The sequence below is a fragment of the Ruegeria sp. HKCCA4812 genome, assembly GCF_013034245.1.
Taxonomy (GTDB): Bacteria; Pseudomonadota; Alphaproteobacteria; order Rhodobacterales; family Rhodobacteraceae; genus Ruegeria.
On record NZ_WQFQ01000002.1, the window covers coordinates 567085 to 592219 of the forward strand.

28 protein-coding genes are annotated in these 25135 nt (G+C 55.0%); 11 read left to right on the forward strand and 17 right to left on the reverse strand.

What is annotated here, in order from left to right; all coding sequences use genetic code 11:
• Positions 1-45: 45 nt before the first annotated feature.
• Genes GOW04_RS10065 through GOW04_RS10080 form a run of 4 tightly spaced genes read right to left on the reverse strand, consistent with a single transcriptional unit; the run spans position 46 to position 3858 of the window.
• Positions 46-1107, reverse strand: coding sequence for an extracellular solute-binding protein (locus tag GOW04_RS10065; RefSeq protein WP_170572148.1), 1062 nt, complete (start codon positions 1105-1107; stop codon positions 46-48).
• A 17-nt stretch (positions 1108-1124) separates the two neighbouring features.
• Positions 1125-2222, reverse strand: a complete 1098-nt coding sequence (locus GOW04_RS10070; protein ID WP_171232433.1) for an ABC transporter ATP-binding protein — start codon at positions 2220-2222, stop codon at positions 1125-1127.
• Positions 2219-3007 (reverse strand): ABC transporter permease, encoded by a 789-nt coding sequence (locus GOW04_RS10075; RefSeq protein ID WP_171232434.1) that lies wholly within the window; start codon positions 3005-3007, stop codon positions 2219-2221. Before GOW04_RS10075 ends, GOW04_RS10070 begins: the two co-directional genes overlap by 4 nt.
• A complete protein-coding gene (locus tag GOW04_RS10080; protein ID WP_170474779.1) occupies positions 3004-3858 on the reverse strand; it encodes an ABC transporter permease in 855 nt (284 codons plus the stop codon). Before GOW04_RS10080 ends, GOW04_RS10075 begins: the two co-directional genes overlap by 4 nt.
• 103 nt (positions 3859-3961) lie before the next feature.
• Here GOW04_RS10080 and GOW04_RS10085 point away from each other — a divergent pair, with 103 nt between their 5' ends.
• The 3 genes from GOW04_RS10085 to GOW04_RS10095 all read left to right on the forward strand — a co-directional run bounded on the left by GOW04_RS10085 (position 3962) and on the right by GOW04_RS10095 (position 6547).
• A complete protein-coding gene (locus tag GOW04_RS10085; RefSeq protein ID WP_170474750.1) occupies positions 3962-4636 on the forward strand; it encodes a TetR family transcriptional regulator C-terminal domain-containing protein in 675 nt (224 codons plus the stop codon).
• Between the two features lie 473 nt (positions 4637-5109).
• Positions 5110-5790, forward strand: a complete 681-nt coding sequence (locus GOW04_RS10090; protein ID WP_171232435.1) for an IS6 family transposase — start codon at positions 5110-5112, stop codon at positions 5788-5790.
• Complete coding sequence (locus tag GOW04_RS10095; protein WP_171232436.1) at positions 5771-6547, forward strand: methyltransferase domain-containing protein; 777 nt, start codon at positions 5771-5773, stop codon at positions 6545-6547. The genes GOW04_RS10090 and GOW04_RS10095 overlap by 20 nt, the downstream gene beginning before the upstream one ends.
• Positions 6548-6659: 112 nt before the next feature.
• Here the strand turns inward: GOW04_RS10095 and GOW04_RS10100 are convergent, their stop codons facing one another.
• From GOW04_RS10100 to GOW04_RS10110, 3 genes are read right to left on the reverse strand one after another with little or no spacing between them, the layout of a single operon-like run.
• Entirely contained in the window at positions 6660-7163 is a 504-nt protein-coding gene (locus GOW04_RS10100) for an NUDIX hydrolase (RefSeq protein ID WP_253283817.1), read from the reverse strand.
• Positions 7164-7169: 6 nt separating this feature from the next.
• Positions 7170-7619 carry a CBS domain-containing protein gene (locus tag GOW04_RS10105; RefSeq protein ID WP_171117742.1) on the reverse strand — a complete coding sequence of 150 codons (450 nt, stop codon included), beginning with the start codon at positions 7617-7619 and terminating at the stop codon, positions 7170-7172.
• Positions 7620-7677: 58 nt separating this feature from the next.
• The gene (locus GOW04_RS10110; RefSeq protein ID WP_171232437.1) at positions 7678-9042 is read right to left on the reverse strand and encodes a magnesium transporter; all 1365 of its coding nucleotides are present in this window, start codon (positions 9040-9042) and stop codon (positions 7678-7680) included.
• 96 nt (positions 9043-9138) lie between these two features.
• Between GOW04_RS10110 and GOW04_RS10115 the strand changes: the two genes are divergently transcribed.
• The 4 genes from GOW04_RS10115 to GOW04_RS10130 are packed head-to-tail and all read left to right on the forward strand — an operon-like array spanning position 9139 to position 11865.
• Positions 9139-9417 (forward strand): hypothetical protein, encoded by a 279-nt coding sequence (locus GOW04_RS10115; protein ID WP_171117739.1) that lies wholly within the window; start codon positions 9139-9141, stop codon positions 9415-9417.
• Positions 9418-9422: 5 nt separating this feature from the next.
• Positions 9423-9923, forward strand: coding sequence for a RimK/LysX family protein (locus GOW04_RS10120; RefSeq protein WP_171232438.1), 501 nt, complete (start codon positions 9423-9425; stop codon positions 9921-9923).
• Positions 9920-10825, forward strand: coding sequence for a 30S ribosomal protein S6--L-glutamate ligase (gene rimK, locus GOW04_RS10125; protein ID WP_171232439.1), 906 nt, complete (start codon positions 9920-9922; stop codon positions 10823-10825). Before GOW04_RS10120 ends, rimK begins: the two co-directional genes overlap by 4 nt.
• A gap of 5 nt (positions 10826-10830) precedes the next feature.
• Complete coding sequence (locus GOW04_RS10130; protein ID WP_171232440.1) at positions 10831-11865, forward strand: succinylglutamate desuccinylase/aspartoacylase family protein; 1035 nt, start codon at positions 10831-10833, stop codon at positions 11863-11865.
• Between the two features lie 47 nt (positions 11866-11912).
• Here GOW04_RS10130 and GOW04_RS10135 read toward each other — a convergent pair whose 3' ends face one another.
• On the reverse strand, positions 11913-12278 hold the full coding sequence (locus GOW04_RS10135; RefSeq protein WP_171232441.1) for a hypothetical protein: 366 nt from the start codon (positions 12276-12278) through the stop codon (positions 11913-11915).
• Between the two features lie 18 nt (positions 12279-12296).
• Positions 12297-12545: a hypothetical protein gene (locus GOW04_RS10140; RefSeq protein ID WP_171169366.1), complete on the reverse strand. Its 249-nt coding sequence runs from the start codon at positions 12543-12545 to the stop codon at positions 12297-12299.
• Positions 12546-12802: 257 nt separating this feature from the next.
• Here GOW04_RS10140 and GOW04_RS10145 point away from each other — a divergent pair, with 257 nt between their 5' ends.
• The 3 genes from GOW04_RS10145 (at position 12803) to GOW04_RS10155 (ending at position 17031) form a co-directional block, all read left to right on the forward strand.
• Positions 12803-13654, forward strand: a complete 852-nt coding sequence (locus GOW04_RS10145) for a LysR family transcriptional regulator (protein WP_171232442.1) — start codon at positions 12803-12805, stop codon at positions 13652-13654.
• 182 nt (positions 13655-13836) lie between these two features.
• Positions 13837-14097 (forward strand): hypothetical protein, encoded by a 261-nt coding sequence (locus tag GOW04_RS10150; protein ID WP_171232443.1) that lies wholly within the window; start codon positions 13837-13839, stop codon positions 14095-14097.
• A gap of 435 nt (positions 14098-14532) precedes the next feature.
• Positions 14533-17031, forward strand: coding sequence for a hypothetical protein (locus GOW04_RS10155; RefSeq protein ID WP_171232444.1), 2499 nt, complete (start codon positions 14533-14535; stop codon positions 17029-17031).
• A 99-nt stretch (positions 17032-17130) separates the two neighbouring features.
• Here the strand turns inward: GOW04_RS10155 and GOW04_RS10160 are convergent, their stop codons facing one another.
• From GOW04_RS10160 to GOW04_RS10195, 8 genes are all read right to left on the reverse strand, one after another.
• Positions 17131-17787 carry a DUF4386 family protein gene (locus GOW04_RS10160; protein ID WP_171232445.1) on the reverse strand — a complete coding sequence of 219 codons (657 nt, stop codon included), beginning with the start codon at positions 17785-17787 and terminating at the stop codon, positions 17131-17133.
• 134 nt (positions 17788-17921) lie between these two features.
• On the reverse strand, positions 17922-18821 hold the full coding sequence (locus GOW04_RS10165; protein WP_171117715.1) for an EamA family transporter: 900 nt from the start codon (positions 18819-18821) through the stop codon (positions 17922-17924).
• 24 nt (positions 18822-18845) lie between these two features.
• Positions 18846-18995 (reverse strand): hypothetical protein, encoded by a 150-nt coding sequence (locus GOW04_RS10170; RefSeq protein WP_171117713.1) that lies wholly within the window; start codon positions 18993-18995, stop codon positions 18846-18848.
• A 12-nt stretch (positions 18996-19007) separates the two neighbouring features.
• Positions 19008-19646, reverse strand: a complete 639-nt coding sequence (locus GOW04_RS10175) for a DsbA family protein (protein ID WP_171117711.1) — start codon at positions 19644-19646, stop codon at positions 19008-19010.
• Positions 19646-20269 carry an NAD(P)H:quinone oxidoreductase gene (wrbA, locus tag GOW04_RS10180; RefSeq protein ID WP_171232446.1) on the reverse strand — a complete coding sequence of 208 codons (624 nt, stop codon included), beginning with the start codon at positions 20267-20269 and terminating at the stop codon, positions 19646-19648. The genes GOW04_RS10175 and wrbA overlap by 1 nt, the downstream gene beginning before the upstream one ends.
• Positions 20270-20376: 107 nt before the next feature.
• Positions 20377-21264, reverse strand: coding sequence for a LysR family transcriptional regulator (locus tag GOW04_RS10185; RefSeq protein ID WP_171232447.1), 888 nt, complete (start codon positions 21262-21264; stop codon positions 20377-20379).
• A 335-nt stretch (positions 21265-21599) separates the two neighbouring features.
• Positions 21600-22994: an alpha/beta fold hydrolase gene (locus GOW04_RS10190; RefSeq protein WP_171232448.1), complete on the reverse strand. Its 1395-nt coding sequence runs from the start codon at positions 22992-22994 to the stop codon at positions 21600-21602.
• A gap of 652 nt (positions 22995-23646) precedes the next feature.
• A complete protein-coding gene (locus GOW04_RS10195) occupies positions 23647-24279 on the reverse strand; it encodes a YceI family protein (protein WP_171116974.1) in 633 nt (210 codons plus the stop codon).
• 73 nt (positions 24280-24352) lie between these two features.
• On the opposite strand from GOW04_RS10195, the gene GOW04_RS10200 reads away from it, so the two are divergent.
• Positions 24353-25096: an endonuclease/exonuclease/phosphatase family protein gene (locus tag GOW04_RS10200; protein ID WP_171117268.1), complete on the forward strand. Its 744-nt coding sequence runs from the start codon at positions 24353-24355 to the stop codon at positions 25094-25096.
• The last annotated feature ends 39 nt before the right edge of the window (positions 25097-25135 follow it).

A 25135-nucleotide genomic window follows, 5' to 3' on the forward strand; every position in this document is an offset into this window, starting at 1 on the left:
TGTGTTTGTGTTCCGAGGCTGGTTGGCCCCGGAGATATTGTTGAATCAGAAGCCGGCTTTGATCCGTTCAAACTCCGCCAGCATTTTTGCCTCAAGCTCGGGGTTCACCGCATCAAAGAACAAACTGCCCTCGAAGAAGCTTTTTGGATCGGAGAAACCATAGGCTTCGATGTTGGCCTGATCGGCAACTTCGAACGCTTTTGCGTTGGAATGCGGGTAGCCCCAGTTGTCGATTATGTACTGACCGCTGGCCGGGTCGGTAAGCGCGTTCAACAGATCATAGACCTGATCGACCGGTGTCGTGGATGATTTCAGATGCACATAGCCGCACGCCCAGGTCGCGATACCCTTGTCGACGTCTCGCATCATCGCGGCAGGCACCTCATTCCAGATCAGGTTTAGTTCTGACTGGTTCCAGGCCCAACCCAATTCGATCTCGCCGCTGGTCATTGCCTGGTCAAACTGACCTGCGTCGGACCAGTAAAAGCGCATGTTCGGGTGGATCGAGCGCAGGAAGTCAGACGCTTCCTTGAACTGCTCATCGCTCAAGTTGGTGTAGTCGTCAGCATTTCCAGTAGCCAGCGCCGCTAACGCATACGCAGATGATGCGGCATCCGGGATAGCGATCTTACCGGCATAGGCCGGGTCGGCCAGCAATTGCAGTGAGATATCGTCGCCCGAGATCTTGTCGGTGCGATAGATAAGGCCCGTGTTCCCCCATTCGAACGGCAACATGTAAAGCTGGCCGTCCAGAACGATGGCGTCGACCTCCTTGATCTCGGGCAGTACATCGGCCCAATTGGTCAGTTTGCTTTCATCCAGCGGCTGAATCAGATCTGCTGCGACCCATTTTCTGACCGCGTCGGAACAAGGATGTGCCAGATCAGCAGTAAAACCGGAACTCAGCTTGGTAAAGGCTTCTTCCTGGCTTCCGAAATAGGAATAGCTTGGTGCCTCATTCCCGTATTTTTCCATGTAGCTGGCAAAGAAGCCCGGGTCTTCATATCCCGACCAGTCAAAAACCGTCAGATCAGCTCCACCGGCGCTGGCGCTTCCTGCACTTATCGCTGTCGCACATGCGAAAGCCGCAATTCCCTGAAGTTTCATTTTTTCCTCCCATTGTCTTATTCTGTGTCTGTGCCAAGATCGATCACGCTGGCGCTTTGGACTCCCAGCCAAACTGTGTCGCCGCGATTGAAATCAACCGTGTGAAAGTAGTTCGGAACCGAGACCGCGATCGGCGCGTCGGCTTCCGCAACCTGAATGTGGTAGTGAATGTTCTCGCCATAGAAGGCCACATTGCTGACTTTGCCCTGAACGGTTGATGGATAGTCTTCGGGTTTTTCAGCGGTGATTTCTAATTGTTCGGGTCGAATACCGATGTTCATATCTCGGGCGCTGGTTGCAACGTTGGGGTTTCTTCCAATTTCCATTTGGCCAAAGGCCTTCGCGTGGATTGAAAGCGTATCGCCATTTTCCTTTAGCAACTGGGCAGGCAGAATGTTCATCTCACCGATGAAACTGGCAACCTGCTGATCGCAGGGCCGGGCGTAAAGCGTTGTTGGCGTATCCACCTGCTTGAGGCGCCCATTGAACATCACGCCAATGCGGTCAGACATTGTCATCGCCTCGTATTGGTCGTGTGTGACCATCACAAAGGTAATACCCAGCGATTGCTGCAGATTGCGCATTTCAAATTGCATCTGCTCGCGCAGCTTCTTGTCCAAGGCCGACAAGGGCTCATCCAGCAACAATACTTTGGGTCGCATGATCAGCGCGCGGGCGAGCGCCACCCTTTGCCGTTGCCCGCCTGACAACTCACTTGCGCCGCGATCCTCAAGCCCCCCCAACTCGACCATTTCCAAGGCTTCGGCTACGCGCTGGTCGATTTCGGCTTTGGGGGCCTTGCCGCGTAATCCATAGGCCACGTTGTTCCCGACATTCAGGTGCGGGAAGATAGCATAGCTCTGAAATACCATGTTGGTCGGCCGGTTATTGGCAGGCACACCATCCATATCCTGACCGTCGATCAGCACAGTGCCTTTGGTCGGCTCTTGGAATCCCGCGATCATCCTCAATACCGTGGTTTTGCCACATCCCGATGGGCCAAGGAGTGAGAAAAACTCGCCTTCTTTAAGATCGAGATTGATCCCGCTAGCCGCCAGGAATGTACCATAGCGCTTTTCGACGCCCCTGAGTTCTATGATGTTTTTGTCTGTCATCTGACCTCTGATGCGGATGCGCGGCGCCGGAAATACTCAGCCAGCGCCAAAAGCAGGACCGATGTAAGCAGCAGGATAGAGCCTAGGGCCAAAACGTTTGGAAGCTTGGCGGGGAAACGAATCTGGCTCCAGATGTATACTGGCAAGGTTGGTTGGTTGCCGGACAGGAAAAAGGCGAGGACGAATTCGTCGAAGCTGACTGTGAAAGTGACCAACAAACTGGCTACGATACCCGGGGAAACGACCGGAAGCGTCACGCGGCGGAAGGTGTCGAACACGCCGACGCCCAGATCGTAAGATGCTTCCTCCAGCGACGCATCGAAGTCATCGAACGCAGACTTCAGGATCGAGACGGAAAACGGCAGCGCAAGAAATGTATGGCCCAGAACGACGGTCAGCAAAGACGGCTTGAGTCCGACAAACAGAAACAGAACCAGCATTGAAGAAGCAACTATAATGCCGGGAATAACCAAAGGCAGCATCACCAGACCTTCGGCAGCACGCTGACCCCGAAAACGGTACCGAACAAAGGCGCGAGCGGCGAACAACCCCATTGCGGTAGACAGAAGTGCGACGACCGTGCCGACACCAAGCGAATTCCAAAGGGCCTGGATCAAGGTATCCTGTTCGCCCAGCTTCCGATACCAGTCCAGCGTCCAGCCCTTGATCGGAAAGGCAACTATTGTGCCGCTATTGAATGAAAACAAGGGCAGAAAAAGGACGGGCAGGTAAAGAAAAACCAAATACAGAAAAGCGTAGGCTGTCAGGGTCGAAGGGCGTCTCATCTTATACGCCTCCCTAGCCGGGTGGCGGTAATTACAAACACTATAGCGACAAAGCCAACCGATAGCATCGCGATCAGTGAAAGGGTGGCGCCGAGTGGCCAGTTGTTGGCGGCCCCGAACTGCACCTGAATTAGGTTGGCGATCATCTTCCCGTCCGACCCTCCAACCAGTGCCGGGGTCACATAGTCACCTACCGTGGGGATAAATATGATCAGACAAGCAGCAATAATCCCCGGGATGGTTAGTGGCAGCGTCACCCGCATGAAGCGCTGAAAAGGGCTGTTACCGAGGTCGGTGGCGGCTTCTAGTAAGCTTGGATCGATCTTCTGCAATGAGACATAGATCGGCAGGATCGCAAATGGCGCCCAGGCATGAGCAAGCGTCAGCACGACTGCAAATTCATTGTAGAGTAGGAAGTCCAGCGGTTCGTCAATCAAGCCAAGCATCAACAGTGCGGAGTTCATCACTCCATTGAACCCTAGAATGAGTTTCCAGGCAAAAACGCGCAGGAGGTAGCTAGACCAGAATGGAATGGTGATGAGCAGAAGCCAGATGGTCTTTTTCCGGGCCTTCATCGCGATGAAATAAGCGATGGGATATGCTAGTGCGACGGTAACTGCTGTTACTGCTCCGGCAATCCAGATCGACCTTAGCATCAAGTGTCGGACCAGAGGATCTGCAAACGCGTCGCTATAATTTTTTAGTGTCGGCGTCTTGTCGAGCGTTACGTAAGATTGCGTCCAGAACGAATAGGCGATCAGGATCAACAATGGAGCCGTCACCAGAAAACCCACATAAGCCGTGGCTGGTGCGCTGAGGGTATAGCCCCGGGATGCTTCGCTACGAAAGATTACCCAACCTCCTTTCCGGATTTTCACGAGTCACTAATGGACGATCGTCCATTAAATGTTGCGCCAGAACGGTCTTTCGTGTCAATCTTCCTGTGAGATAGACTTGAGGGATGCCATCAAGAGGATGGAATTATTGAATAAAGTGGAAAACGTCAGAGGAAGAAAACGTGGCTCGAAACGTGCTCCGGATGCCAATAAGCAACTTCTGATCAAGGCGACTCTGGACTCTATCGCGGATATTGGAGTCACCGATACGACGGTCAGCCGCATCTGCGAGCGTTCTGGTTTATCGCGCGGAATGATCCATTTGCATTTCGGCGGGAAGGACAATTTGCTGACGGCAGCAGCCCAGCATTTCAGTGCTCAATATTATGCCGAAATGGACAAATTGACCGACCTGGGTTCGGATGCATCGCCCGAAGACCGTGTGATGGCCGTGATCGAGGCGGACCTATCCGAAGCTCTGCTCAATCCAAGAAGTACGAAAATCTGGCATGCATTCCGCGGCATCGCGAGCTCACACCCAGGTATTGCCCGCTATAGCAGCACCCAAGATCAAAAACTTGTCGAGACCTTGCGGCTTGCGTTTAAGGAGATAGCTCAAAAAAACGAGCGTGACCCAAACTTGGTGGACGATGCCACCGCCGGAACGCTGGCTTTGCTGGAAGGTATGTGGGTCAATTACCTAACAGATATGCAGGGTTTTTCACGACGACGCTCTGTTGATCTTATCAGACGTTTCTTGTGCGGACTTTTCCCCGGAAAATTCAAATTGTGAGATTTCGGGACGCTCAGATTTGAGACAGAAAAACAGCATGTTCTTGGAAAGCCGACTGCTGGTATTGGCGAATTCCCTGGCGTCTAAATGCAACACCCCGTGCATTGGACGAAATCCAACATCCGCTTTCCCCCGAAGAAAGGTTTCCATTGCACGTGCAGCGAAAGACCGCTTTAAACCGCCTTCGTGCCGTACCTCATCCGCCTACCCGTCCCGATCCAGCTTTGACCAATATCGCGTGTACCGAAGTTCACCCGTTCGGACCAAAGCGCCCTCTTCTACCAGATCCTGTAGATCCCGCGTCGCGGTAGCGTGTGACGCCCCTGTGATTGAGATTTAGTTCTCTGCGTTCAGCCCCTCCTTTAACCCATCCAGCCCAACCTTGAACGGATCTGTTGCAAACTTTTTGCCATTGACGCTCAAGAACGCAGAGAGTGAATAGCGGCCGGTGTAATTCAGCCGAAAGCCAGCTCATGATCTCCTTCAAAGGCGCACAATATCCCAAGGATGTGATCCTCTTTGCTGTGTTCTTCTACCTTCGATACGGCGTGTCGTACCGTGACCTTGAAGAAATCATGTCCGAGCGCGGCGTTGCGGTAGATCACACCACGCTGAACCGTTGGGTGACACGATACTCCAGTGCCATTGCTGATGCGGCTCGCAGACGGAAGGGATCGTGTGACCGATCCTGGCGAATGGATGAAACTTATATCAAGGTGAAAGGTTCGTGGGTTTATCTCTATCGAGCGGTCGACAAATACGGCAAAACGCTCGATTTCATGCTTTCCCCACGCCGAAACAAACCTGCTGCGACAAAGTTCTTCGCCAGGATGCTAGAGATCAACGGCCTCCCCAAAAAGATCGTCATCGACAAAAGTGGCGCCAATACTACTGGCATAAAGGCGATCAACAAGATGCTCAAGAGCTTTGGTTGTCCGATTCCAATCGAGATGGTGAGGCGGAAATACCTAAATATTATCGTGGAACAGGACCACCGTTTCATCAAGAGGCGCACGCGACCGATGCTTGGGTTCAAGGCATTCGCTTCAGCATCGGCGACGCTAGCAGGTATCGAGGTTGCGCACATGATCCGTAAGGGGCAATTCACACCCGGACTCTGTACGTTTCAGCAGTTTGCTGAGCTCGCAACTTAACTCCCGATCAATTGTTGAAACTGCTCGGCGGGTTCAAAACTTTGCAACAGAACCGCGAAGACAGGCTTCATTTAATGCGCTGCGCCCGGCTCCCGGTGAGACTATTTTGGATGTCGGTTGTGGCAACGGGATGTTAACAGCGGAGTTGGCTCGCGCAGTTGGCTCGGATGGCTATGTCATCGGGATCGACCCAAGCGAGGATATGACAGCAGCCGCAAGAGAACGATGCAGTGACTACGCAAACCTGGAGTTTCGTGCTGGTGCCGCAAATAGCTTGCCCATTGAGGATGAGAGTGCTGACAAGGCCGTCTCGGTACAGGTCTTTGAGTACATCGACGATATAGACGGAGCACTGGATGACACGCTGCGGTGCGTCAAACCCGGCGGGCGCCTTGTCATCAGTGATCTCCACTTTGGTAGCTTAATCTGGTTCAGCGGCGAGCCTGACAGAATGCAAAAAATGCTAACTTCTTGGAACCAACACTTTGTGAGTGGTTCCCTCCCGGAAAGACTGCCCGCACTGATAAAGGCTCGCGGCAACTTTGTGGAAGATGTCTTGTCGTTCACAATGACAGATCACCAGCTAAAGCCTGATGGCCTCGCAATCATGATGATGCACCTCATGAAGCAATACGCTGTCGCAAATGACCATGTTGAACCCGCTGTTGCGCAATCGTGGTTTGACGAACAGCATAGCCTTGCAAAAGTCGGACGCTTCTTCTTTTCGTTGACCCAATTTATCGTCGTGGTGCACTAAAAGGGTTGACCGTCTGGCCCCATTGCCTGGCATTTCGATGATACCATTGTCAGTCTTTTCCAGATTGGTCCAAAACGGTGTAACAGTTCCGGGGCGAGCAGATATGTGCACACTAGACACTGGCGTATTTCTTCAACATTTTTCGCAACCAGTCTGGCCGAGCCTCAATGCTTGAAATCATTGCTCCCAACTCCGGTTCACACACTCTCCTTGCCGCTTGCTCGGGTGAGAACCAGCACCTTGTTCGCTCGTGTTTTTCCTTCCACTTCTTGCTGAGTTTCTGCACAACCATCGGGTAGAGTGTCACGCGGCAAGTTATTGCGGTGCCGTCATTGAGGATTTTGTTGTAGTCGTATGTCCCGAGCGGTGTTTTGGAAATAGCGCCTATTGCGCCTGCTTCCTCCCAGGCTTCGATCTTCGCGGATGACCAAGGACTTTTTCTCTTGTTCGTCCAACCCTTTGGTGGAACCCAACGTCCTGTATCTCGGGACGTCACCATCAACACCTCTACCTTAGAAGCGTTTGACAGTCTCAAAGGCAGCGCTGCAGCCTGCGCATACAGCTTACCTGTCGTATCGGCGGCCCTTCTGGTTTTGCTCATTTTTGCAATTGCCATTACGTCTCAAACAACAAATCGACCGGGTTTATTGCGTTCTCTGTCGCGCAATACTTTCAGTTCCAATTCGTCTTCCTCATGAATCCTTGCCAGTATCTCTTTGCTGCTCACGACGGAATAAGGCTCGCCGCGTTGGGTGACGACTAAGTTTCGAATGTCGTGTTTCGCCATCAGATTGAGAGCGGTTGAAAGCTTCGAGCCAGTTGCACATGTAATTGGTTTCTCTGTCATCCAGTCATCCACTGTTTGTTCGTAGAAGGCCGAGCCTGAATCCGCGAGGCACAGCAGCACGTCGTGATCCGTGATGATCCCGACCAACTTCCCATCCTCAAGGACCGCAAGCGCGTTCACCTCCAATAGCGCAATGGTCACAGCCGCTTCGAACACCGTTGTGTCGGCGTCGCAGAACGGGCGTCTTTTCAGATTCTGTGTTTCGACAATGCTTGAGATCGTCATTCTTTTTTCCTCGTGAGAAGGCACCCGGCCGAACTGATGGTTCGGGTGCGGGAAAACGTCAAACCAGAAGTGGCATCATTGCGGTTACAAGGCTCAATACGAGGAAGAACCCCGCCATGTCGGTTATAGTCGTCAATAAAGGGCCGCTGGCGACGGCGGGGTCCTGACCGATGCGCTTCAACAGCAATGGTAGAACACCGCCAATGGACACGGCGACGACGGTGTTGAGCCCAAGTGCTCCACCAATCACCAGCCCCAGAAACGGATTGCCTTTCCACATCCAGGCAACGACGCCGATCAGAAGCCCCAGAACGAACCCATTGATCAACCCGACCGACACTTCTTTGAACCAGACACGCATGGCGTCGATGGGCCGGACAAGGCCGAGGGACAACTCGCGCATGCTGACGGCGACGGCCTGATTGCCCGAGCAGCCGCTCATGTCGGACACCATCGGCAGGAACACTGCAAGCGCGATTACCGCGGCAAGCGTTTCTTCATAGGCGGCTATGACGCTGGCTGCTATGACGTTGAGGACGATATTGGCCGAAAGCCATTGAAGCCGCCGACGCGCCCTAAGTGGCAGCGGCATCGAGCGAAGTTCATCACCGAAGACACCCTGGCGTTTCAGGCTGGCCGATTCCGCACGTTCCAGAAGGGCTTCATCGACGGCAGACCGCGAGACGACGCCCACCAGATGCCCGTCCGCCTCCACGACCGGTAATCCAAGAAACGGGTGTTCATCGAACAAGTCTTCTAATTTCTCCAGCGGCATGTTGGCCGGGACGGCAATTGGAGGCGCCATGATATCGGTCAAACGCGCGCTTCGACGAGTGGACACAAGACTGCGTAATGAGACCACTCCAATTGGGGCACCATTTGAATTCAGCACATAGGGATGCTGACCCCGATAGCGTTCAAGGTCATACTCTTCATTGGCGAAGCGCCTGAGCACTCTTCCCACTGTATCGGTCTCGGAAAACGTGAAGGCTTCGGCAACCATGAGGCCTCCTGCAAGATCATCCTCATATTCCACCAGCCGACGAACATCTGCGGCGTCCCCAGGATCCATCCGGGTAAGGATCGCTTCCGCATCTGCGTCTTCAAGCTCTCCTATGACATCAGCCTGAACATCGGAATCCAGCTCTTCGATGACCTCTGCGGCCTGCTCAGACTCCATGCGCTCGACAAGGTCGACCGCCATCGCGTTCGGAGCCTCTTCGACAAGTTTGGCAGCCAGTTCCGGTGGCAGCAAAGATAGTGCGGCACTCCGCTGCTCTACTGGCAGATTGAGCAGTTCACGCAGGGCATCGCTCAACGGAAGCGGATCAAGCAGTTTTGCGAGCGCAGCCCCGTCACGCTCTGCCAGGGCTTGCTGCAACTGCGCTTCCAGTTCCTTCGGGATAGTATCGATGTCTCTCATCTTCGTTTCATTGGTGGAGATTCTGTTCAGTGAAAGCCCTATAGCAGAATATTTTTGTCTATAGACAAATTATTTTTGTCAATATAGGTAAAAGTCATGCTTGAAAGTGACTGGACATCTATGACCGCCGTACGCCTGGCCGAACTTTACGATCAGGACTTTGGCGGTAAGCCAAATGGACGCTATCGAATCCCGGACAAGCTCGTCCGTCGGATCGCAGGGCGTAGACGTTTATACGAAACAGACATCCGTGCACTGTCGGTTGCACTTTTTGAACTTGGGTACGTGTTAATCGACATGGATACGTTCTATGTCGTGATGAGCGCCAATTCGTTTGTGAACTACAGACGTGCCAACGATGACTGCTTAGAGTAAATGCTATGGTGAAGCGTGTCTCAAACCCAGAAATCATAGGTTGGCGTGAACGCATCAGCCTGCCCGAATTCGGAATAGAGAATATCCCGGCCAAGATAGACACCGGTGCAAGAACCGCAGCACTCCATGCTGTGGACCAGACAGTGTTTGAAATTGACGGCGAGCGATGGGTCGAGTTCATGATACCAGTCCAAAACCGCCGTTCACCAAACCGGGTTCGAACCAGGGTTGTCGACGAACGCGAGATCAAGAACACAGGTGGTGTCCCCGAACGTCGACTGATCGTGAGAACGCAGCTTTTACTTGGACGGCATCGCTGGCAGATCGACGTCTCTCTGGCCAACCGTGCGAGGATGGAATTTGATTTGATCCTCGGCCGCACTGCCATTCGCAGGCGGGGGATTCTTGTCGATCCGGGTCACTCCTATCTGCTGGGTTCCGGGAAAATTCCAACGGAGATCAAAAAGAAAGCCAGAAGCAAGGACCCGGAAGGACAACGCCAATGAAATTTGTCATGCTTGCCCGCAATCCAGAGCTTTACTCCCACCGTCGTCTGAAAGAAGCCGCCGAGCAGCGCGGCCACGAGCTTGATATCGTGAACACGTTGCGTTGCTACATGAACATCGCTTCACGCCGACCAGAGGTCTACTATGACGGAAAGAAGCTTGGGCGTTATGACGCGGTAATCCCCCGGATCGGAGCATCGGTCACATTCTATGGATTGGCCGTGCTGCGACAGTTCGAGATCATGGGGGTCTTTCCACTCAACGAGTCAGTGGCGATTGGCAGATCGCGCGACAAGCTGCGCTCCATGCAACTCATGGCGCGGGACGGCATTGGCCTGCCTGTCACCACGTTCGCTCATGATCCAAAGCAAACCGACGAAGTTCTCAAACTCGCGGGGGACGCTCCTCTGGTGGTCAAGCTTCTGGAAGGTACGCAGGGCATCGGGGTGGTTCTTGCCGACTCAAACCGCTCGGCAAAATCCGTGGTCGAGGCATTTCGCGGCGCGAAAGTTAACATCATGGTACAGGAGTTCATCAAGGAAGCGGGCGGTACAGATATTCGTGCGCTTGTGGTTGGTGGCCGCGTTATCGCGGCGATGCAGCGGAAGGGGGCCGAAGGAGAGTTCCGATCCAACCTGCACCGGGGCGGGAGCGCCCAGCCTATCAAGATCTCACCCGAGGAACGCTCTGTCGCTGTGCGTGCAGCTAAGACGATGGGGCTGAATGTCTGTGGCGTAGATATGCTGCGCGCCAATCATGGGGCGGTTGTCATGGAGGTGAATTCCTCACCCGGACTTGAAGGGGTGGAAAAGGCAACGGGCATTGATGTTGCAGGCAAGATCATCGAGTTTCTGGAAAAGAACGCCGCCAAGGGAAACACTAAGACCAGAGGGCGCGGATAACAGCCATGCGCGAGCCATTTGAAATCGGCGGTTTCACCGTCCCGGCAGGCACGCGGACTACGCTGGACGTGCCGGTGAGCGTGATGTCCGATCATACGCCGGTCAGCATGTCAGTGCATGTGGTTCATGGCCGCCGCCCAGGGCCGGTCCTGTTTGTCAGCGCGGCGATTCATGGCGATGAAGTGATTGGCGTCGAAATCGCACGGCGATTGCTACGGGCCCCTCAACTCGACAAGATCGCGGGCACGTTGCTGGTTGTGCCTATAGTGAACGCGTTCGGCTTCATGACCCAATCGAGATACCTTCCGGACAGGCGCGACCTGAACCGGTCTTTTCCCGGTAGCGAGGGCGGATCATTGGCGGGCCGCCTCGCACATATCTTCATGACCGAAATCGTTGAGCGTTCCGATCTCGGTATCGATCTTCATTCTGCCGCTATTCATCGCACCAACCTGCCTCAAATACGAGTTTCTCCGGCCTCGGATGCAACGATCAGGTACGCCGATGCGTTCGGTGCACCGGTCGTCATGATTTCAAAGCTGCGCGACGGGTCGCTGCGAAAGGCAGCCCAAGAGCGCGGCGTCGATGTATTGCTGTTTGAAGGTGGCGAAGGGCTTCGATTTGACGAGCTTTCGGCGCGGGCGGGGCTCGCCGGTATTCTTCGGGTAATGAACGCGATGGGCATGGTTGCCAAGCGCGGGATCGCGTCTGTGCGTGAGGCGCCCGTTCATGCAAGAATGAGTTCCTGGGTACGCGCTCCGGCCGGTGGATTGCTAAGAACATTCAAGGCGGCGGGCGAATATGTAGAGGTCGGCGACTTGCTCGGCCGGATTTCGGACCCGTTTGGGGAAATCAGAATGGACGTTCTTGGAAAAGCGGACGGCATCATTGTAGGACGCAATAATTTGCCATTTGTGCACGAGGGCGACGCCTTGTTTCATATCGCCAAAACGACGAGCGCGGATGTTGAAATGCGGATCGACATGATCGCCAATCAGCTCGACGGCGATCCAATGTTCGATGAAGACGAGATCATTTAGATAGTCTGAATGTAAAAACGCGGGGCAGTTGCCCGCCCCGCGCCAGGTTACGAGATTGCAGGCAATCCGCGGCTCGCCGTTACCTCCCATACGACGAGCGCGATCAGCGCTGATCCCGTTAGCCATGCATTGGCCGTCGCCACAATATGGCCGGTGAAGTTCAGCGACGTTGGAGCCGCGATCAATAGGAACCCCAGAGCTGAAACCGGAGCCACCCGTGCGAGAAGGTGGCTCCGGCCGTCAGCGCCGGACATGACCAGAACAACAATGCCAGTTGCCATGAAGGCGATTGCTTCAAGTTCAGCCATGCCCTGCAACAGTGTTTCCTCACGAAACAGGACAAAGGGGGACAAAACCAACCAAATACCCATCGCGGCAAGCAGCCATTTGTGGGGCGGGATTGGCTTCCTCATAGCCGTGACAACCTTTGCTTACTGATCACCTGTGGGACCAGGGAGAAGTTCTGCGTCAACGGCGGCAACCAATTCGTCGTCATTGATGAAACCATCTGCATTCGCATCGATCTCCAGGAAGAGATCATCCGAGACTTCAGGATACTTGGTCTGAAGCTCTGCCAGAGACGCCAGGCCATCACCGTCCATGTCAAGATCAGCGGGCATAGCGAATGCCGGAACAGCAAACAGCGAAGAGAGAAGAGCAACAACAGAAACTCGACTCATTTTGTTTTCTCCATGAGAAAATGGGCTTCTTGCCCATTGTGGGGTTGGTGCAGCGCTCCGGTGTGGGTGGCAAATTCACAGGATTCAGATTGCAACGGTTCCTCAGCTCGGGATCTCCACTACAAACGAGAATTGTTGATTGGCGTTCCGATCTGGTGGGGGCACTTTCGCGCTACATAGAGAGTATGGCACACACGTATCTTGTTGAATAACGAATTTTTCTCGCCGATAATATCGGATATTCAAATAGGTTGGCTATGGATATTGAACTTGCTCGAACTTTCCTCGCGGTTGTTGAAACGGGCACCTTTTTCGATGCTGCGAACAAAGTTCATGTCACGCAATCAACAGTCAGCATGCGAATTCGAACGCTTGAGCAACAGCTTGGTCAGCCGGTGTTCAAACGTGGTAAGTCAGGCGCAACACTGACCATTGCAGGGCGGCATTTCCTGAAACACGCTCAGGTTCTGGTGCGCACCTGGACACAGGCAAAGCTGGACGCTGGTCTTCCCGCCACCATGGCAGCAGCGTTGGAAATCGGCGCGGCGCCGAGCCTTTGGGACGGATATCTCATCAATGCCTTGCCAGATCTAATGACATCGCTACCCGATGTTGCAATCAGAGCATCAGCCGCTTCTTCCGAAACACTGACGCGCGAGATTGAAGAAGGAAAACTGGACCTTGCAATCATGTATCGGCCGCGAAGCGTGTCGAGCCTCTCTGCATTACAACTCTTTGAAGATGAGTTTGTTCTTGTCACCAGCGGCCCGTTGGCCCTTCCAACCGTTCACAGCGTCAAGTATGTCTTTATTGATTGGGGCCCTGAGTTCCGAGCAGACCATTTGTTGAACTTTCCGGAGCTTGACACGCCGCGCCTTCAGCTTGGCATCGGAACCCTGGGCCTTCAGTATCTGAAGTCAGTTCCTGCAGCCGGGTACTTTCCCAAGCGTGTGATTATGCCAGAGCTTGAAGAAGGCTGGCTCGCATTGATAGAGGCTGCACCGCGCTTCGCATACGCAGCCTATGCGGTGTTTGATGAGAGCGACGTTGATGGGTTGCCGGGCCAAGCCGCAAAACAGCTTCGCAGCCTCGCGGCCTCCGTTTGTTGAATACGAGTTAGATTAATTCCGAAACCAAAATCTCAGCTCAAAGGAAGGGCTGAACCCAGACCACAAGCCCCCTTAATCTCATCGCCGAGCCTTGAAGTCTGACATCGCCGAGATATCGCTGATTGCGTTACATGGGGTTTTGGAAGCATGTGAGTAAGTGAAAGTGCAACTTTCAAAAAACTGTGGAACTACCGGAACTCAAGGCTGCTCTTGCAAACGGGTTCTGTGATCACTGCGGCGCCACGGTATCGAAACTGATCCAACTCGGGGAGATTCTGGAACTCTGCGGACTGGAACACTGTTTTGACTATGAGACCGGCGAGAGTATCGAGGTCGCCATTGCGCTTTGCCTTTCCTACCACAAAGCCAATCATTTAGATGCGCAGCAACAGCATGACCCTTGCCACATTTCTGCGCGGCGAAGCCGGGATGGTCTGGATTGATTGCCCAGACCCTAGTGCGGAAAGGTATTGCATAGGAGTAAAGCTGCACACTCTTAAAAGGCAATCCGTGTTGCGGCCAGCATCAGTGGTCTTAACTTTCCAACCCACCTAAAGAAGGATTGCCAATGAACACCCAAACAGTCACTCCCATCTGCGCGTTTGATATAGTAGCTGGCCAAGCAGTCCCCATCTCTTCAGAGTGGCTAGAACCCTTTGCAAGGCAGCAAAACGGTTACCGCTGGATTCATTTCGACCTCGCCGACAGCGGCTTAAGGCAATGGGCCTTCTTTAGGCAGATCAAGCCGTCGCGCGGAACTCTCTGACCGGTCAACTTAAACGCCTTGGTTCACGCAATTGTTTGTGTATCATGTCACCAAACGTTGCCGCCTTACAGATTTGCACAGTCCTTAGCCGAACTTCTGCGGAGTGTCGTTAATGCACGCCATCGATGATCTCGGATGGCCTGAAGCGTACATTGAGCTTCTGCCGCTGATAACTGACCGCTGGTTGGTAAAGGATGAGATTTATTTTCACCGGCAGCTAAGTGCCGGTAAGTCCGGAGCCCTAGTTTATATTGTCGACATTACATGCGACACGTTCAGCGGCCAGGCCATACTTAAGTTCGACGCCCTGCCCGATCCGGAATGGAATGAAAAGGCCGAAAACCAAAGGCATCTGGAAGCGTTTGAAGCGGTTCCCGCGTTTGGATCAAAGCACCTGGCGCGCGTCGTCCACTCTTTGGAACACGAGGGTAAGATTGCGATCCTTTCCACCGTTGTGGCGCAAGGACTTGAATACTCACTTCCCTGGAACGATTGCAGCTATGAGCCGGCCTTGAACGTTCTAGAGCGGCTGTCGAGAAGCCTGCTTGACGACTGGAATATCGATTACAAGATGGCGCCTGGCTTACACTCGCCTCAGGATCTGCTTGCTGGATGGCTCGGCTACAGGTTGGATCCTGAGCCAGGCCGGCTACATCACTTTCTTTTGGATGTTTGCGGACATGACCCGCACGAGCGTTGTCTTATGTTTGAAGGGCATTGGTACCCAAACCCGCTGGCCTTTGCCTTTGAAAAGAACCTGCCGGGCCGGTTGAGCGTAAGAGCGGCAAAGGGACGGGTGCATGGGGACCTCCATGGCTACAATGTACTGGTTCGATCGCACCAGTCCCGCGATCCTGATTATTTTCTGATCGATTTGGCCTTGTACGAAGACAAGCAATTCTTGTTTTACGATCATGCGTATTTCGAGATGGCGTACCTTCTGGCGCGGCGCGGAAACTGCATACCTGCCCAATGGGATGCCATCCTAGATGACTTAGGCCTCTTTCATTCGAAACACCACACATTGGGTCTTTGGCAGGATGACGTCGGCCTCGTCGAGTTCGTCAGAACTCTTCGGCAAGGCGCTATGAGTTGGGTCGAGCGCCACGAAAGCCATCGGCTAAGCTTTATGGAAAGCCAATACTTGCTGGCCCGTGTCGCCGTGGGCCTGAATTTTGCACACAAGAACCTCAACGTCGGCGCACGCAGCCACGCATTCTTGTATGCAGCTCACAATCTCAAAGACTACATGACACTCAACAATGTTGAATGGCCCAGACACGGTCCAGTGTTCCGTTTTCCAGCGACACGGGGAGCTATGTCTGATTCTCAATCTAAGGCCGAAACGCTTGCACCAATAACCGAGCCTCCACCCGAAAAAGACCGTCTGTTTGATCAGATGATCGCTCAGCTTCCAGCGCCGCAAAAACCAGTAATCGCAGTGCTACCTTTCGACTGCCTTAGTGGGCAAAGCGACACCAACGGGTTTGTGGCTGGCATCAACCATGAACTTGTAACCGAACTTGCCAAAGTGGATTGGCTGTCAGTCGTCTCACCAACCTCCACCCAGCTCCTCAAGGATGCTTCTTTGGTTGGAGAAGAGATCGCACAACGTCTCGGGGCCCACTATTTGGTAGAGGGTTCCGTGCGTTATGACGATCAGCGCGTTCGCGTGACTGCCCATCTGGTAGATACATCGACCGGGCATGATCTTTGGGCTGATCGCCTGGATCACAAGACAGAAGATGTCTTTTCCTTGCAGGAGGAGATCGCGTCAGCCGTTGTCGGGCACATAGATTGGGAGTTACGGTTCGACTTGCGCGAACAAGCCCGGTTGAAACGTGGTGAGGTCAACGTTTGGGACAGGGTTCAAAAAGCGCTGTGGCATCTCTTCAAATTCACAGATGAAGATACCCAGAAGGCAAAGGATATTCTAACCAGAACTATCGACATCGCGCCAGACTATGCACTTGCGCACGCGGTGATTGCGAACGCCGAGCTTCGGAAGCTGTTCTTCGTCCAGGTCGATGATCGGGAAGAGGCGAAGGAACGCGCGCTATATCACGCAGAGCGGGCCGTGGCATTGGATGAACAAAGTAGTTTTGCGCACGCAAGTCTTGCCCGTGCCTACACTCAGTTCAACAAACACGATACCGCGATTGCAGAGGCTCAGCTCGCGGTCAGTCTAAATCCAAGCGCGGCAAACGCTCATTTGGTTCTTGGGTATGCGCATCTCGCAAACGGGCAGGCAAAGCTCGCGTTATCGCATTTCGAGACCGCTACCCGGTTTGGGCCATCGGGTCCTTATTTCAAGGTGAAATTGTTGGCTAAAGCCTTTTGCCTTTATGTTCTCGACAGTTTTGGCCAGGCCGAAAGTTGTGCGAGAACAGCATTGGAGGGAAAATCGGTTGATCCGTTCGGTCGCTATGTACTGGCGGCAATACTGATTCGGCAGAAAGCCATAGGCGCCGCGAGACGAATGATTCGTCAGAGCCAAGAAAAACGCCCCGACATGACCTGTTCCCGCGTCCGTCTGGCATTCGAAAACCTGCAACAACGCGATATTGACAGGTTCGTTGAAGATCTTCGGGAAGCTGGGTTGCCGGATTGAGCTTGGCCCTTTTCGGTCTGCCAGGTGCCGCAAAAGCACTTCTTTCGAATCGTTAAGCCAGATAAGAAGCCAGGCCCCGTGCCTCTGGCAACGCATGTATCAATGAGGCGGATGGTCCGCAGCCGTTGGCCGATGGTGCAAACGGGTTGCGATCAAAACACCACTGACAATCAACGCACCACCGACGCCTTGATAGGTCTGAATGTCCATGCCCTTTGCAGCCACGGCTTCGACCGCAACGAATATCGGCACGAGATAGGCAAATAGAGAAGCTGTCGAAGCACCGACTTCGTTTGTACCAAAATTTATCAGGTGGAGGTAGATAGCACCCATGCCAACACCAATGAACAGGATCGATCCCCAGACCTGCCAAGAGTAGTCCAATGGCTGAGATGTACCAGCTTCATGTATCACAATGAACGGCAGCAGGACGACAATGCCAACAACGAATATCACGAATAAACCTTCATCTGGCTTAGGGTGCATGCGCCATTTCTTCAGAAGAACCAAATACAGCCCGCGGCAGGCATTGGAGGCTATCATCAAAAGAAAGGCGAGCGCGGGCGCATCGGCCAGAATATCCGCGCGGACCAAAACCATCCACCCGGTCATGAGCCCCATGAGACTGACAGCGATCAACACGATCTGGATCAGCCGGAAGACCATGGCCGAAAGCGCCAGGCCCGGCGCTATGGCGCGAAAGATCCGGTAGAGCAGAATGGCCAGAGCGGCATCGCTGAGATCGATCAGGGGCACGCGCAGGCCAAGTTCGGCACCAAAGCCCGTCATGATGATCGCGAGGTAAAACAGCCCCGGCGAGCCATATCTCGCACGCAAGATCGGGGGTGAGGGTAAGCTTGGGCATTGGGACCGTCCTTATTGACACCTGGTCAGACATTTCTTGCAAGCACCGGCCTGTGCCGCGCGAATGTAGCACGGGCGCTGGTCCGGTTCGCGCGCTGCCCCGCCCAGACGGAGGCAAGGACGATGACCGCGCCCAAGCCCTGCAGGGGTAAGAGCGACTGCCCAAGCACCACCCAGCCCAGGAAAACCGCAGTAACGGGGCTCATCATGCCCAACATGGCGACGGCACCGGGCTCGATCCGGGCGACACCCCGGAACCAGAGCGCATAGGTGGCTGCCGCGCCGATGAGGCCAAGCCAGACCAGCCCGGCCAGGTTCGTCGCCGTCAGCGGCGGCAAGGGCGGTTCGATGATCAGTGCGAACGGCAAAAGGACAAGCCCCCCGGCGGTCAGCTGCCACGCGGTGAAGCTCAGCGCCGAGACGGGCGGCTGCCACTTGCGGCTGAGCACGGTACCCGCCGCCATGGAGGCGGCACCGCCCAGACCCGCGGCGACACCGATGGGATCGAGTGCGGCCTCGGGTCCGATCAACAGCAGTGCGACGCCCAATATGCCGGTTGCCGCCGCGGCGACCGCGCCAGCCCGGATCGGTGTGCCGAGCCAGCCGCGCGCCATGAGAATGACCATCATCGCCTGCAGCGATCCGAGCGTCGCCGCGACTCCGCCCGGCAGCCGATAGGCGGCCACGAACAGAAGCACCCAGAACAGGGCGAAGTTGAAGCTGCCGAGCAGGAAGGCGCGGCCAAGCCATGCGCGTGGCGGCAGGCAGCGCGTGAGGGCAAGCAGGAGCAGGCCAGCGGGCAGCGCGCGCAGCGCGGCAAGGGTCACGGGATAGCCCACCGGCAGCGCCTCGGTGGTGACAATATAGGTGCTGCCCCAGATCGCCGGGGCGAGCGCCGTGAGAAGAATGTCGCTGGTGCGTGACATGGATCGTATCTCCTTGTTCGGGGCTCACCAGAGCAGGTGATGGGGCAGCCGGGGTGGTCTGGCGCAGGCATCAAGGCCGATATCGCGCCGCATGTGCGGCGAGAGATCCTGTGCCAATTCGCACAACCTGCGGCGGTGGATCCGGCTGCGCGAAAGACGGGCGAAAGAGGTCATGAGGGTCTCCTTTCAGGCGACAAGGCGGAGGGCGGCGCGGAGCTGTGCGGCAAGGTCTTCCCGCGGTCCGTTGACGAGGCGCGCGCCTGTTTCGCGCACGATGAGCGTGGGAATGGAGTGGACCTGAAGAGCGCGGGCCAGTTGCCTATCGGCTTCGACGACCCGGGCCGTGTGTGGATCGTCGAACGCATCGCCAAAGACAGTCGCCTCGAACCCGAGATCCCGTGCCACTGCCAGAACGGTTTCGGGGTCGGCAATATTGCGGGCTTCGCCCAGATGAGCTCGTTGCAGGCAGTCGAACATGTCCCAATGTGCGGCTTGCCCGCCAATGCGTTCGGCGGCCTTGCAGCCGAGGGCGGCGATCATACCGTGGGGATAGTCGAAGGGCGCTGCCCGCATGGCGTCGATATCGACAAGCTCCGGCCGGTCGCCGACCTGGCGGCAGGCGTCCCAGTGGCCAAGGATGGTCTCGCGGGCGTCTTCGGGTGCGCCCCAGCGTGCGGCCATCTCGGCGCGGCTGGCCTGCAGGACGAAGGTCCGGTGCCGGATATCGAGATCGAACTCCTCCGCAAGCCCGCGCATCCGCGACGAGATGTTGAAGCACCAGCAGCAGACGACGTCGTGAAAGAAATCTATTGTAAGGGACGGCATCACGCGGCCTCCTCTTGCCAATCCGCCCCGGCAAGGCGCACGGCGATCCGGGCGACATGCGCGCCCTGGAAGCGCGCCCCGGCAAGATCGGTCCCGGATGGTGCACGCGACCCGTCGGCTCCGGCGATGGTGCCCGCGCCATAGGGCGCGCCGCCCACGATTTCCTCGCCCGCCTTCTGACCAGCAAAGGTATAGGGCATGCCCGCGATCAGCATTCCGAAATGCTGCAACGGGATCTGGGTCGAGAGCAGCGTCGCCTCGTGCCCGCCATGCTGCGAGCCGGTAGAGGCGAAGACGGCCGCGACCTTGCCGACCAGCGCGTTCCGCGCCCAGAGGCCGCCCGCTTGGTCGAGAAAAGACTTCATCTGCCCGGCCATCATCCCGAACAGCGTTGGGGTGCCGAAGATGATGGCGTCGTAGCTTTCCAGATCGGCGGGAGACGCAACAGGGGTCTCGTCGGCCGCGAACCCGGCCTTCTGCCGGATCTCCTCGGGGACGGTTTCGGGCACGCGCCGCAGATCGACATGGGTGCCGGGCACCGAGCGCGCGCCTTCGGCCTCGGCCTCGGCAAGCGCGCGGACATGGCCATAGCTGGAATAGTAGACAACAAGAACACGGGTCATGGGATCCTCTCAGTGTTTCGGGTTTCGTCACCTGAGAAGATCGGCGATGAGGCGGCCCGGAGTAACCGGACCGCTCTCAATTCACTCTTTACGTGGATTGAAGAATGTCAGGGGTGCAGCGCGGCGCGCAAGTGATCGAGAAACGCCGTCACTTTCGCATCCATGCCGAGGCGCGAGGCCGTCAATGCGTAGATTTCAGGCGCTGGCAGTTCCCAATCGGGCAGTACGCGGACCAGCTCGCCGCGCGCGACCGCATCCTTTGACACGAAATCCGGCAAGGTGCCGATACCCTGGCCGGCAATCAGCAGATCGCGCAGGACAAGGCTGTTGCCGACGCGGATGGGCGGATCAAGGTCCACGGTCACCGTTTCGGACGGACCGTGAAGGGTCCAGGCGATGAGGTGATCGGCCAGCAAAAAGCCGATGACACGGTGATCGGCAACGTCCAGCGGCGTTTCTGGAGCACCGACGCTGTCCAAATAGGACGGCGCGGCAAAGACCTGTTGCCGCATCGTCCCCAGCTTGCGGGCCACAAGCGCGGAATCCGGCATCGCCGCCCGGATCCGGATCGACACATCGAAGCCTCCCTCCACCATGTCGATCAGCCGGTCATCCATCGAAAGCGTTAGGCGCAGATCGGGATAGGCGTCGAAAAACCCCGGCAGGATCGGCGCAATGACGGTCTGACCGAAGGAACTGGAGGCGTTCACCTTGAGATGGCCGCGTATCGCCCCGGCGCCGTCACGGATGCGCGTCTCGACCTGGGACACGGCATCAAGGATACCTGATGCTTCCTCGTAGAAGAGTTGGCCAGCATCGGTGAGTGACATTGAACGCGTTGTGCGGGTGAGCAATACCGTGCCAAGGCTCTCCTCCAAAAGCTTTATCTCGCGGCTTAGAAGAGCGGGAGAAACCCCGAGATCCTCCGCTGCACGCGCAAAGCTGCCTCGCTCGACAATGCGGCGGAAGGCGTTCATGACAGAGAGCTTGTCCATTGTTGCTTTCGACCAGTCCAACTGAAACGCTGCCTTGTGCGAGCGATCAAGTCGAGGAATACCATTAATGCGGATCTCGTGCGAACAGGCCGCAAGACTGCTCGGCTGTCAATTCGCCTCCCTCTTAGAGGATACCATATCTGCAAAACCCGCCAAACCGATGATCCGCATTCGAACTATGAACAAAGACCACCGGCTCACCTTCGGCGTATTGTGCGTAGGATAGCCTGACTGCACTTATCGCAACTCTGTGTTCCATTACTCTGGCGAGGTACTCTTGTAGCATTTGTTTTGAGAGATATAGCGCCAAACCCGAAGGCACTTGGAGCAATAATTCAGCTGTGTTCAGCCAAGAAAGCCAGAGCATCCCTCTCAAAACGTGGCCATTCCGGGTCGTTGTCCGGGATGGTATGGTTCGAGCTTTCGTAGGCGATGAATTTCGCGTTGGGTAATCCCTTTGCAAACAATCGTCCTTGTTCGACCGGTTGCATCCTGTCACTGTTCCCGTGACAAACAAGGCACGGCACCTCGACCTTGGACAATATCGGTGAGATATCAATGTTATCAATCACGCCGCGATACCGCCCCATGTTTTCGGGTGAAATCATCTTGCGCATGTCTTCGGCATATTGCCGCCGTTCTTCTTGGCTCGCGCCCGGCACGATGATTTGCGCCATCAAATCACGCAGAGACGGATAATCATCGTCCCACCCGGCAGTCATCATTTGCTTAATTGCGTTGGCGCGTTCCACATCTTTTTGCGATGTTCTTTTTGCCCGACCAACGGGGAACCCACCTATCATTACGATCGCAGACACGCGGTCAGGTCGGCGCGCTGCGAAGGCGGCTGCCACTGCGGACCCCTGCGATATCGCAAGGATCGGCGCGCGCCTTATATCCGCTGCGTCGAAAACAGTTTCCAAGTCATCAACGAACCGTTCGAACGTACAAGTTTCGGCGTCCCAGTCGGATAGACCGTTGAGCCTGGCGTCAAAACGGACCAAGCGATGTCTTTGAGCGATGGAAGTGTAAATTGGAGCTTTCCCGGGATTGCGCCAGTCAAGTTCCAAGTGTCCAATCCAACTTGGCGCCTTTACGACCGGAGGACCGTCTCCAACTGAGCTCCAGGCCAGACTAATGTTGTCGTCAGTTTTGCAGTAACGAATTTCCTGTGTTTTGGCGAAGTTAGCGCGCGATTTGGACACATGTTCATCGGTGAAGTTGAACGACAGCACTTCGATCGGCTGTTCAATGCCTTTGAACGTATGCAGCCCTTCTCGGCGCAAACGTTTGGCATAATCCGCTCCGGCAAGATCACAAAGTACCTTTGAGGCCAGAATGCCTCCGGGTTCAGCTGCCGATTGGAGCCGTGCAGCGATGTTGACACCGTCTCCGAAGATATCGCCCCCATCGACGGTGACGTCGCCGACATGCAAACCCGCTCTAAGCTGAATACGTTCTGGAACCAGATAGGGATGGTCTGGCTCTCTAAACTTGGTTTGAATCGCAATTGCCGCTTCTAAAGCGTTTCCTGCTGACGGAAATTCAATCAATGCTCCGTCGCCCAACAGTTTGACCACCCGGCCAGATTTTTGTTCAACGATCGGCGTTACCAGATCGCGGTACAAGGCGTTCAGTGTTTTGAGAAGTAGCTTGGAGCCGCCCTGCATCATCCGACTGAAGCCGACGACATCCAGAGACATGATTGCAGCAAGGCGACGTTGGCTCATAGTTACTTCTCGCAAGTTGGCTCGAAGACACTACCACTTTCATAGATTGTTAGAACCGGCAACTTGCCTAATACCTGTGAACGTGCGGTGGAAAGATCGGTAGCTAAGGTCTCGAATCGTCGGAAGACGTGTGGAGGCGATTATTCAAAAGGTATGCCTATCCGTTTTCGAGGAGAACGGCGGGTTTGTCCGCATAGCAGACACTTATCGGGATTGCACCAATGACGGCTTCGAGCAGAAACTTGACTTTGCGCAGATAGGTGCACGTCCCTTTCTTACATCAACCGGTTTGTCCCAATACCGTGTCTACACCCAGCCTATCCCGCACTCATCGCTGTCGTGGCCCTACAAAACCTGATCAGCGTCAATGCTTGCGCAACCACCAAGCACTATTGTTGCGATTTGCTCAGAAATCTTCACCACTGTAGGCCGCGTTTAGTCCGCATGCTTTCAGCTATGTAATACGTCATTTATGGTTCACCGCTATCAACATGAGGTAAATTCAGACTCAAAACTGAAAATGGGCGGCAGTCGTTTAGTGACTAGGATTCGAAGGAAAAATCAAAAAAATACGTGGACTGCCCTTCGAAGCCAGGCAGTTTACTGCCCGCAAGATCGATTTGTTGGCTGGCAACACATTCGTTTACCAAAATCATTTGTCGCTTTTGATTGCTTCCGTCTCAATGTTAATCGTCACTTCATCGCCAACAAGCCCATTCGCGACTCCGTAGTCCATCCCAAACTCACTGCGCAAAATGGCGGTGTCGAGCGACAGTCCTAAAACCTCGCGTTTATGGCCAAACGGATATTCTGCGACTTTGTTTAGCGTAACATTCAGCGTTACGGGAAGAGTTTGATCCAAGATCGTCAATTCTCCGGTCACAGTTCCGCTGGTGTCGTCCGAAGCTGTGCCACCGTTCGCAACAAACTTGATTTCGGGATACGTCGAGACATCCAGGAAGTCTCGGTTTCGAACATGACCGTCACGCGCGTCGTTGAACGTGTTCACGGACGCCGCTTGGATTATAACCTCTACGTCGCGCAACTCTTGCGTTTCAGTGTCGTAAAAGAAGTTGCCCGACACTTCTGTGAACACACCAAGTGTTTTTGCGTAGCCGATGTGATCAATTGTGAAATAGATGGCCGTGTGCGTTGGATCGAGTTCATACCGCGCCATATCGGCGTTGGCCGCCATTGCATATGCACTTAGTGCAGCCGAGGTTACAATCGTTCGCGTTGTAGTGCCAAAGCGGCCGAGATCGGTTTTTAAACGCTTTAAAGCCATAGTACGAAGACCTCCGAGTGGTAGCCAAGGTTATAAATAATATAGGTTGCAAACGGACAAAGGCCGTAAAAACATGAGCAACTCCACAATTCGCTGCGCAACATGGAACATTCATCGCGCAAAGGGACCAGATGGACAGGTCGATCCAAACCGTGTGGCCAACGCAATCGGGACGGAACTGACGCCTTTGGGTTTGGACATTCTGGCGTTGCAAGAAGCGGATGAGGAATGTCGACCGCACGCTCGGATCGTAGACGTGCAGAACATCTCCGAGCTTACTGGGCTCAGATACACACAAGACGCCCCCGCATTGCGTTGGGGAAGTCAGAGCGATGGATTTCTGGGAAGCATCCTGTTTCTGGGCGAGAGGTTTCAGCGCACCCATGCAGATGTGATTGATCTACCAGGTCATTGCCACCGGGGCGCCATAGTGTTCGAAACGCTGGTTGACGGTTATCCGTTGCGCATAATGACGATGCATCTCTCTTTGTCGCAACCGTTGCGCATCATCCAAATGCGTACCATTGGGCAGTACTTACATCGTCGCCCAACTATGCAAACACTCATGCTAGGCGACTTCAATGAATGGCGGCCTTGGGGCGGTTTGATGTTCCATCAACGGATTACTGGAACGGCCTTTCAAGGGCCTGCTCGAGCCAGTTTCCCGAGCCGAGCGCCTTTTTTACCCCTGGACAGGATCTTGACGGATTTTCCAGACGCAATTTCAGAGGTTCACGCACTAAAATCAGAGGTTTTGGTGCAGGCTTCGGATCACTTGCCTTTGACGGGCGTTGTTAAGCTTGGGAAAAGGACGTGAGCGGTTGGTTGCCCACAAGGCTACCCGAAGTTCGTTGGC

Coding starts and splice junctions, on each gene's coding strand:
- GOW04_RS10065 (WP_170572148.1), bottom strand. CDS start 1,107: ATGAAACTTCAGGGAATTGCGGCTTTCGCATGTGCGACAGCGATAAGT.
- GOW04_RS10070 (WP_171232433.1), bottom strand. CDS start 2,222: ATGACAGACAAAAACATCATAGAACTCAGGGGCGTCGAAAAGCGCTAT.
- GOW04_RS10075 (WP_171232434.1), bottom strand. CDS start 3,007: ATGAGACGCCCTTCGACCCTGACAGCCTACGCTTTTCTGTATTTGGTT.
- GOW04_RS10090 (WP_171232435.1), top strand. CDS start 5,110: ATGATCTCCTTCAAAGGCGCACAATATCCCAAGGATGTGATCCTCTTT.
- GOW04_RS10100 (WP_253283817.1), bottom strand. CDS start 7,163: ATGGCAATTGCAAAAATGAGCAAAACCAGAAGGGCCGCCGATACGACA.
- GOW04_RS10105 (WP_171117742.1), bottom strand. CDS start 7,619: ATGACGATCTCAAGCATTGTCGAAACACAGAATCTGAAAAGACGCCCG.
- GOW04_RS10110 (WP_171232437.1), bottom strand. CDS start 9,042: ATGAGAGACATCGATACTATCCCGAAGGAACTGGAAGCGCAGTTGCAG.
- GOW04_RS10115 (WP_171117739.1), top strand. CDS start 9,139: ATGCTTGAAAGTGACTGGACATCTATGACCGCCGTACGCCTGGCCGAA.
- GOW04_RS10120 (WP_171232438.1), top strand. CDS start 9,423: ATGGTGAAGCGTGTCTCAAACCCAGAAATCATAGGTTGGCGTGAACGC.
- rimK (WP_171232439.1), top strand. CDS start 9,920: ATGAAATTTGTCATGCTTGCCCGCAATCCAGAGCTTTACTCCCACCGT.
- GOW04_RS10130 (WP_171232440.1), top strand. CDS start 10,831: ATGCGCGAGCCATTTGAAATCGGCGGTTTCACCGTCCCGGCAGGCACG.
- GOW04_RS10135 (WP_171232441.1), bottom strand. CDS start 12,278: ATGAGGAAGCCAATCCCGCCCCACAAATGGCTGCTTGCCGCGATGGGT.
- GOW04_RS10140 (WP_171169366.1), bottom strand. CDS start 12,545: ATGAGTCGAGTTTCTGTTGTTGCTCTTCTCTCTTCGCTGTTTGCTGTT.
- GOW04_RS10145 (WP_171232442.1), top strand. CDS start 12,803: ATGGATATTGAACTTGCTCGAACTTTCCTCGCGGTTGTTGAAACGGGC.
- GOW04_RS10155 (WP_171232444.1), top strand. CDS start 14,533: ATGCACGCCATCGATGATCTCGGATGGCCTGAAGCGTACATTGAGCTT.
- GOW04_RS10165 (WP_171117715.1), bottom strand. CDS start 18,821: ATGTCACGCACCAGCGACATTCTTCTCACGGCGCTCGCCCCGGCGATC.
- GOW04_RS10170 (WP_171117713.1), bottom strand. CDS start 18,995: ATGACCTCTTTCGCCCGTCTTTCGCGCAGCCGGATCCACCGCCGCAGG.
- GOW04_RS10175 (WP_171117711.1), bottom strand. CDS start 19,646: ATGCCGTCCCTTACAATAGATTTCTTTCACGACGTCGTCTGCTGCTGG.
- wrbA (WP_171232446.1), bottom strand. CDS start 20,269: ATGACCCGTGTTCTTGTTGTCTACTATTCCAGCTATGGCCATGTCCGC.
- GOW04_RS10185 (WP_171232447.1), bottom strand. CDS start 21,264: ATGGACAAGCTCTCTGTCATGAACGCCTTCCGCCGCATTGTCGAGCGA.
- GOW04_RS10190 (WP_171232448.1), bottom strand. CDS start 22,994: ATGAGCCAACGTCGCCTTGCTGCAATCATGTCTCTGGATGTCGTCGGC.
- GOW04_RS10195 (WP_171116974.1), bottom strand. CDS start 24,279: ATGGCTTTAAAGCGTTTAAAAACCGATCTCGGCCGCTTTGGCACTACA.
- GOW04_RS10200 (WP_171117268.1), top strand. CDS start 24,353: ATGAGCAACTCCACAATTCGCTGCGCAACATGGAACATTCATCGCGCA.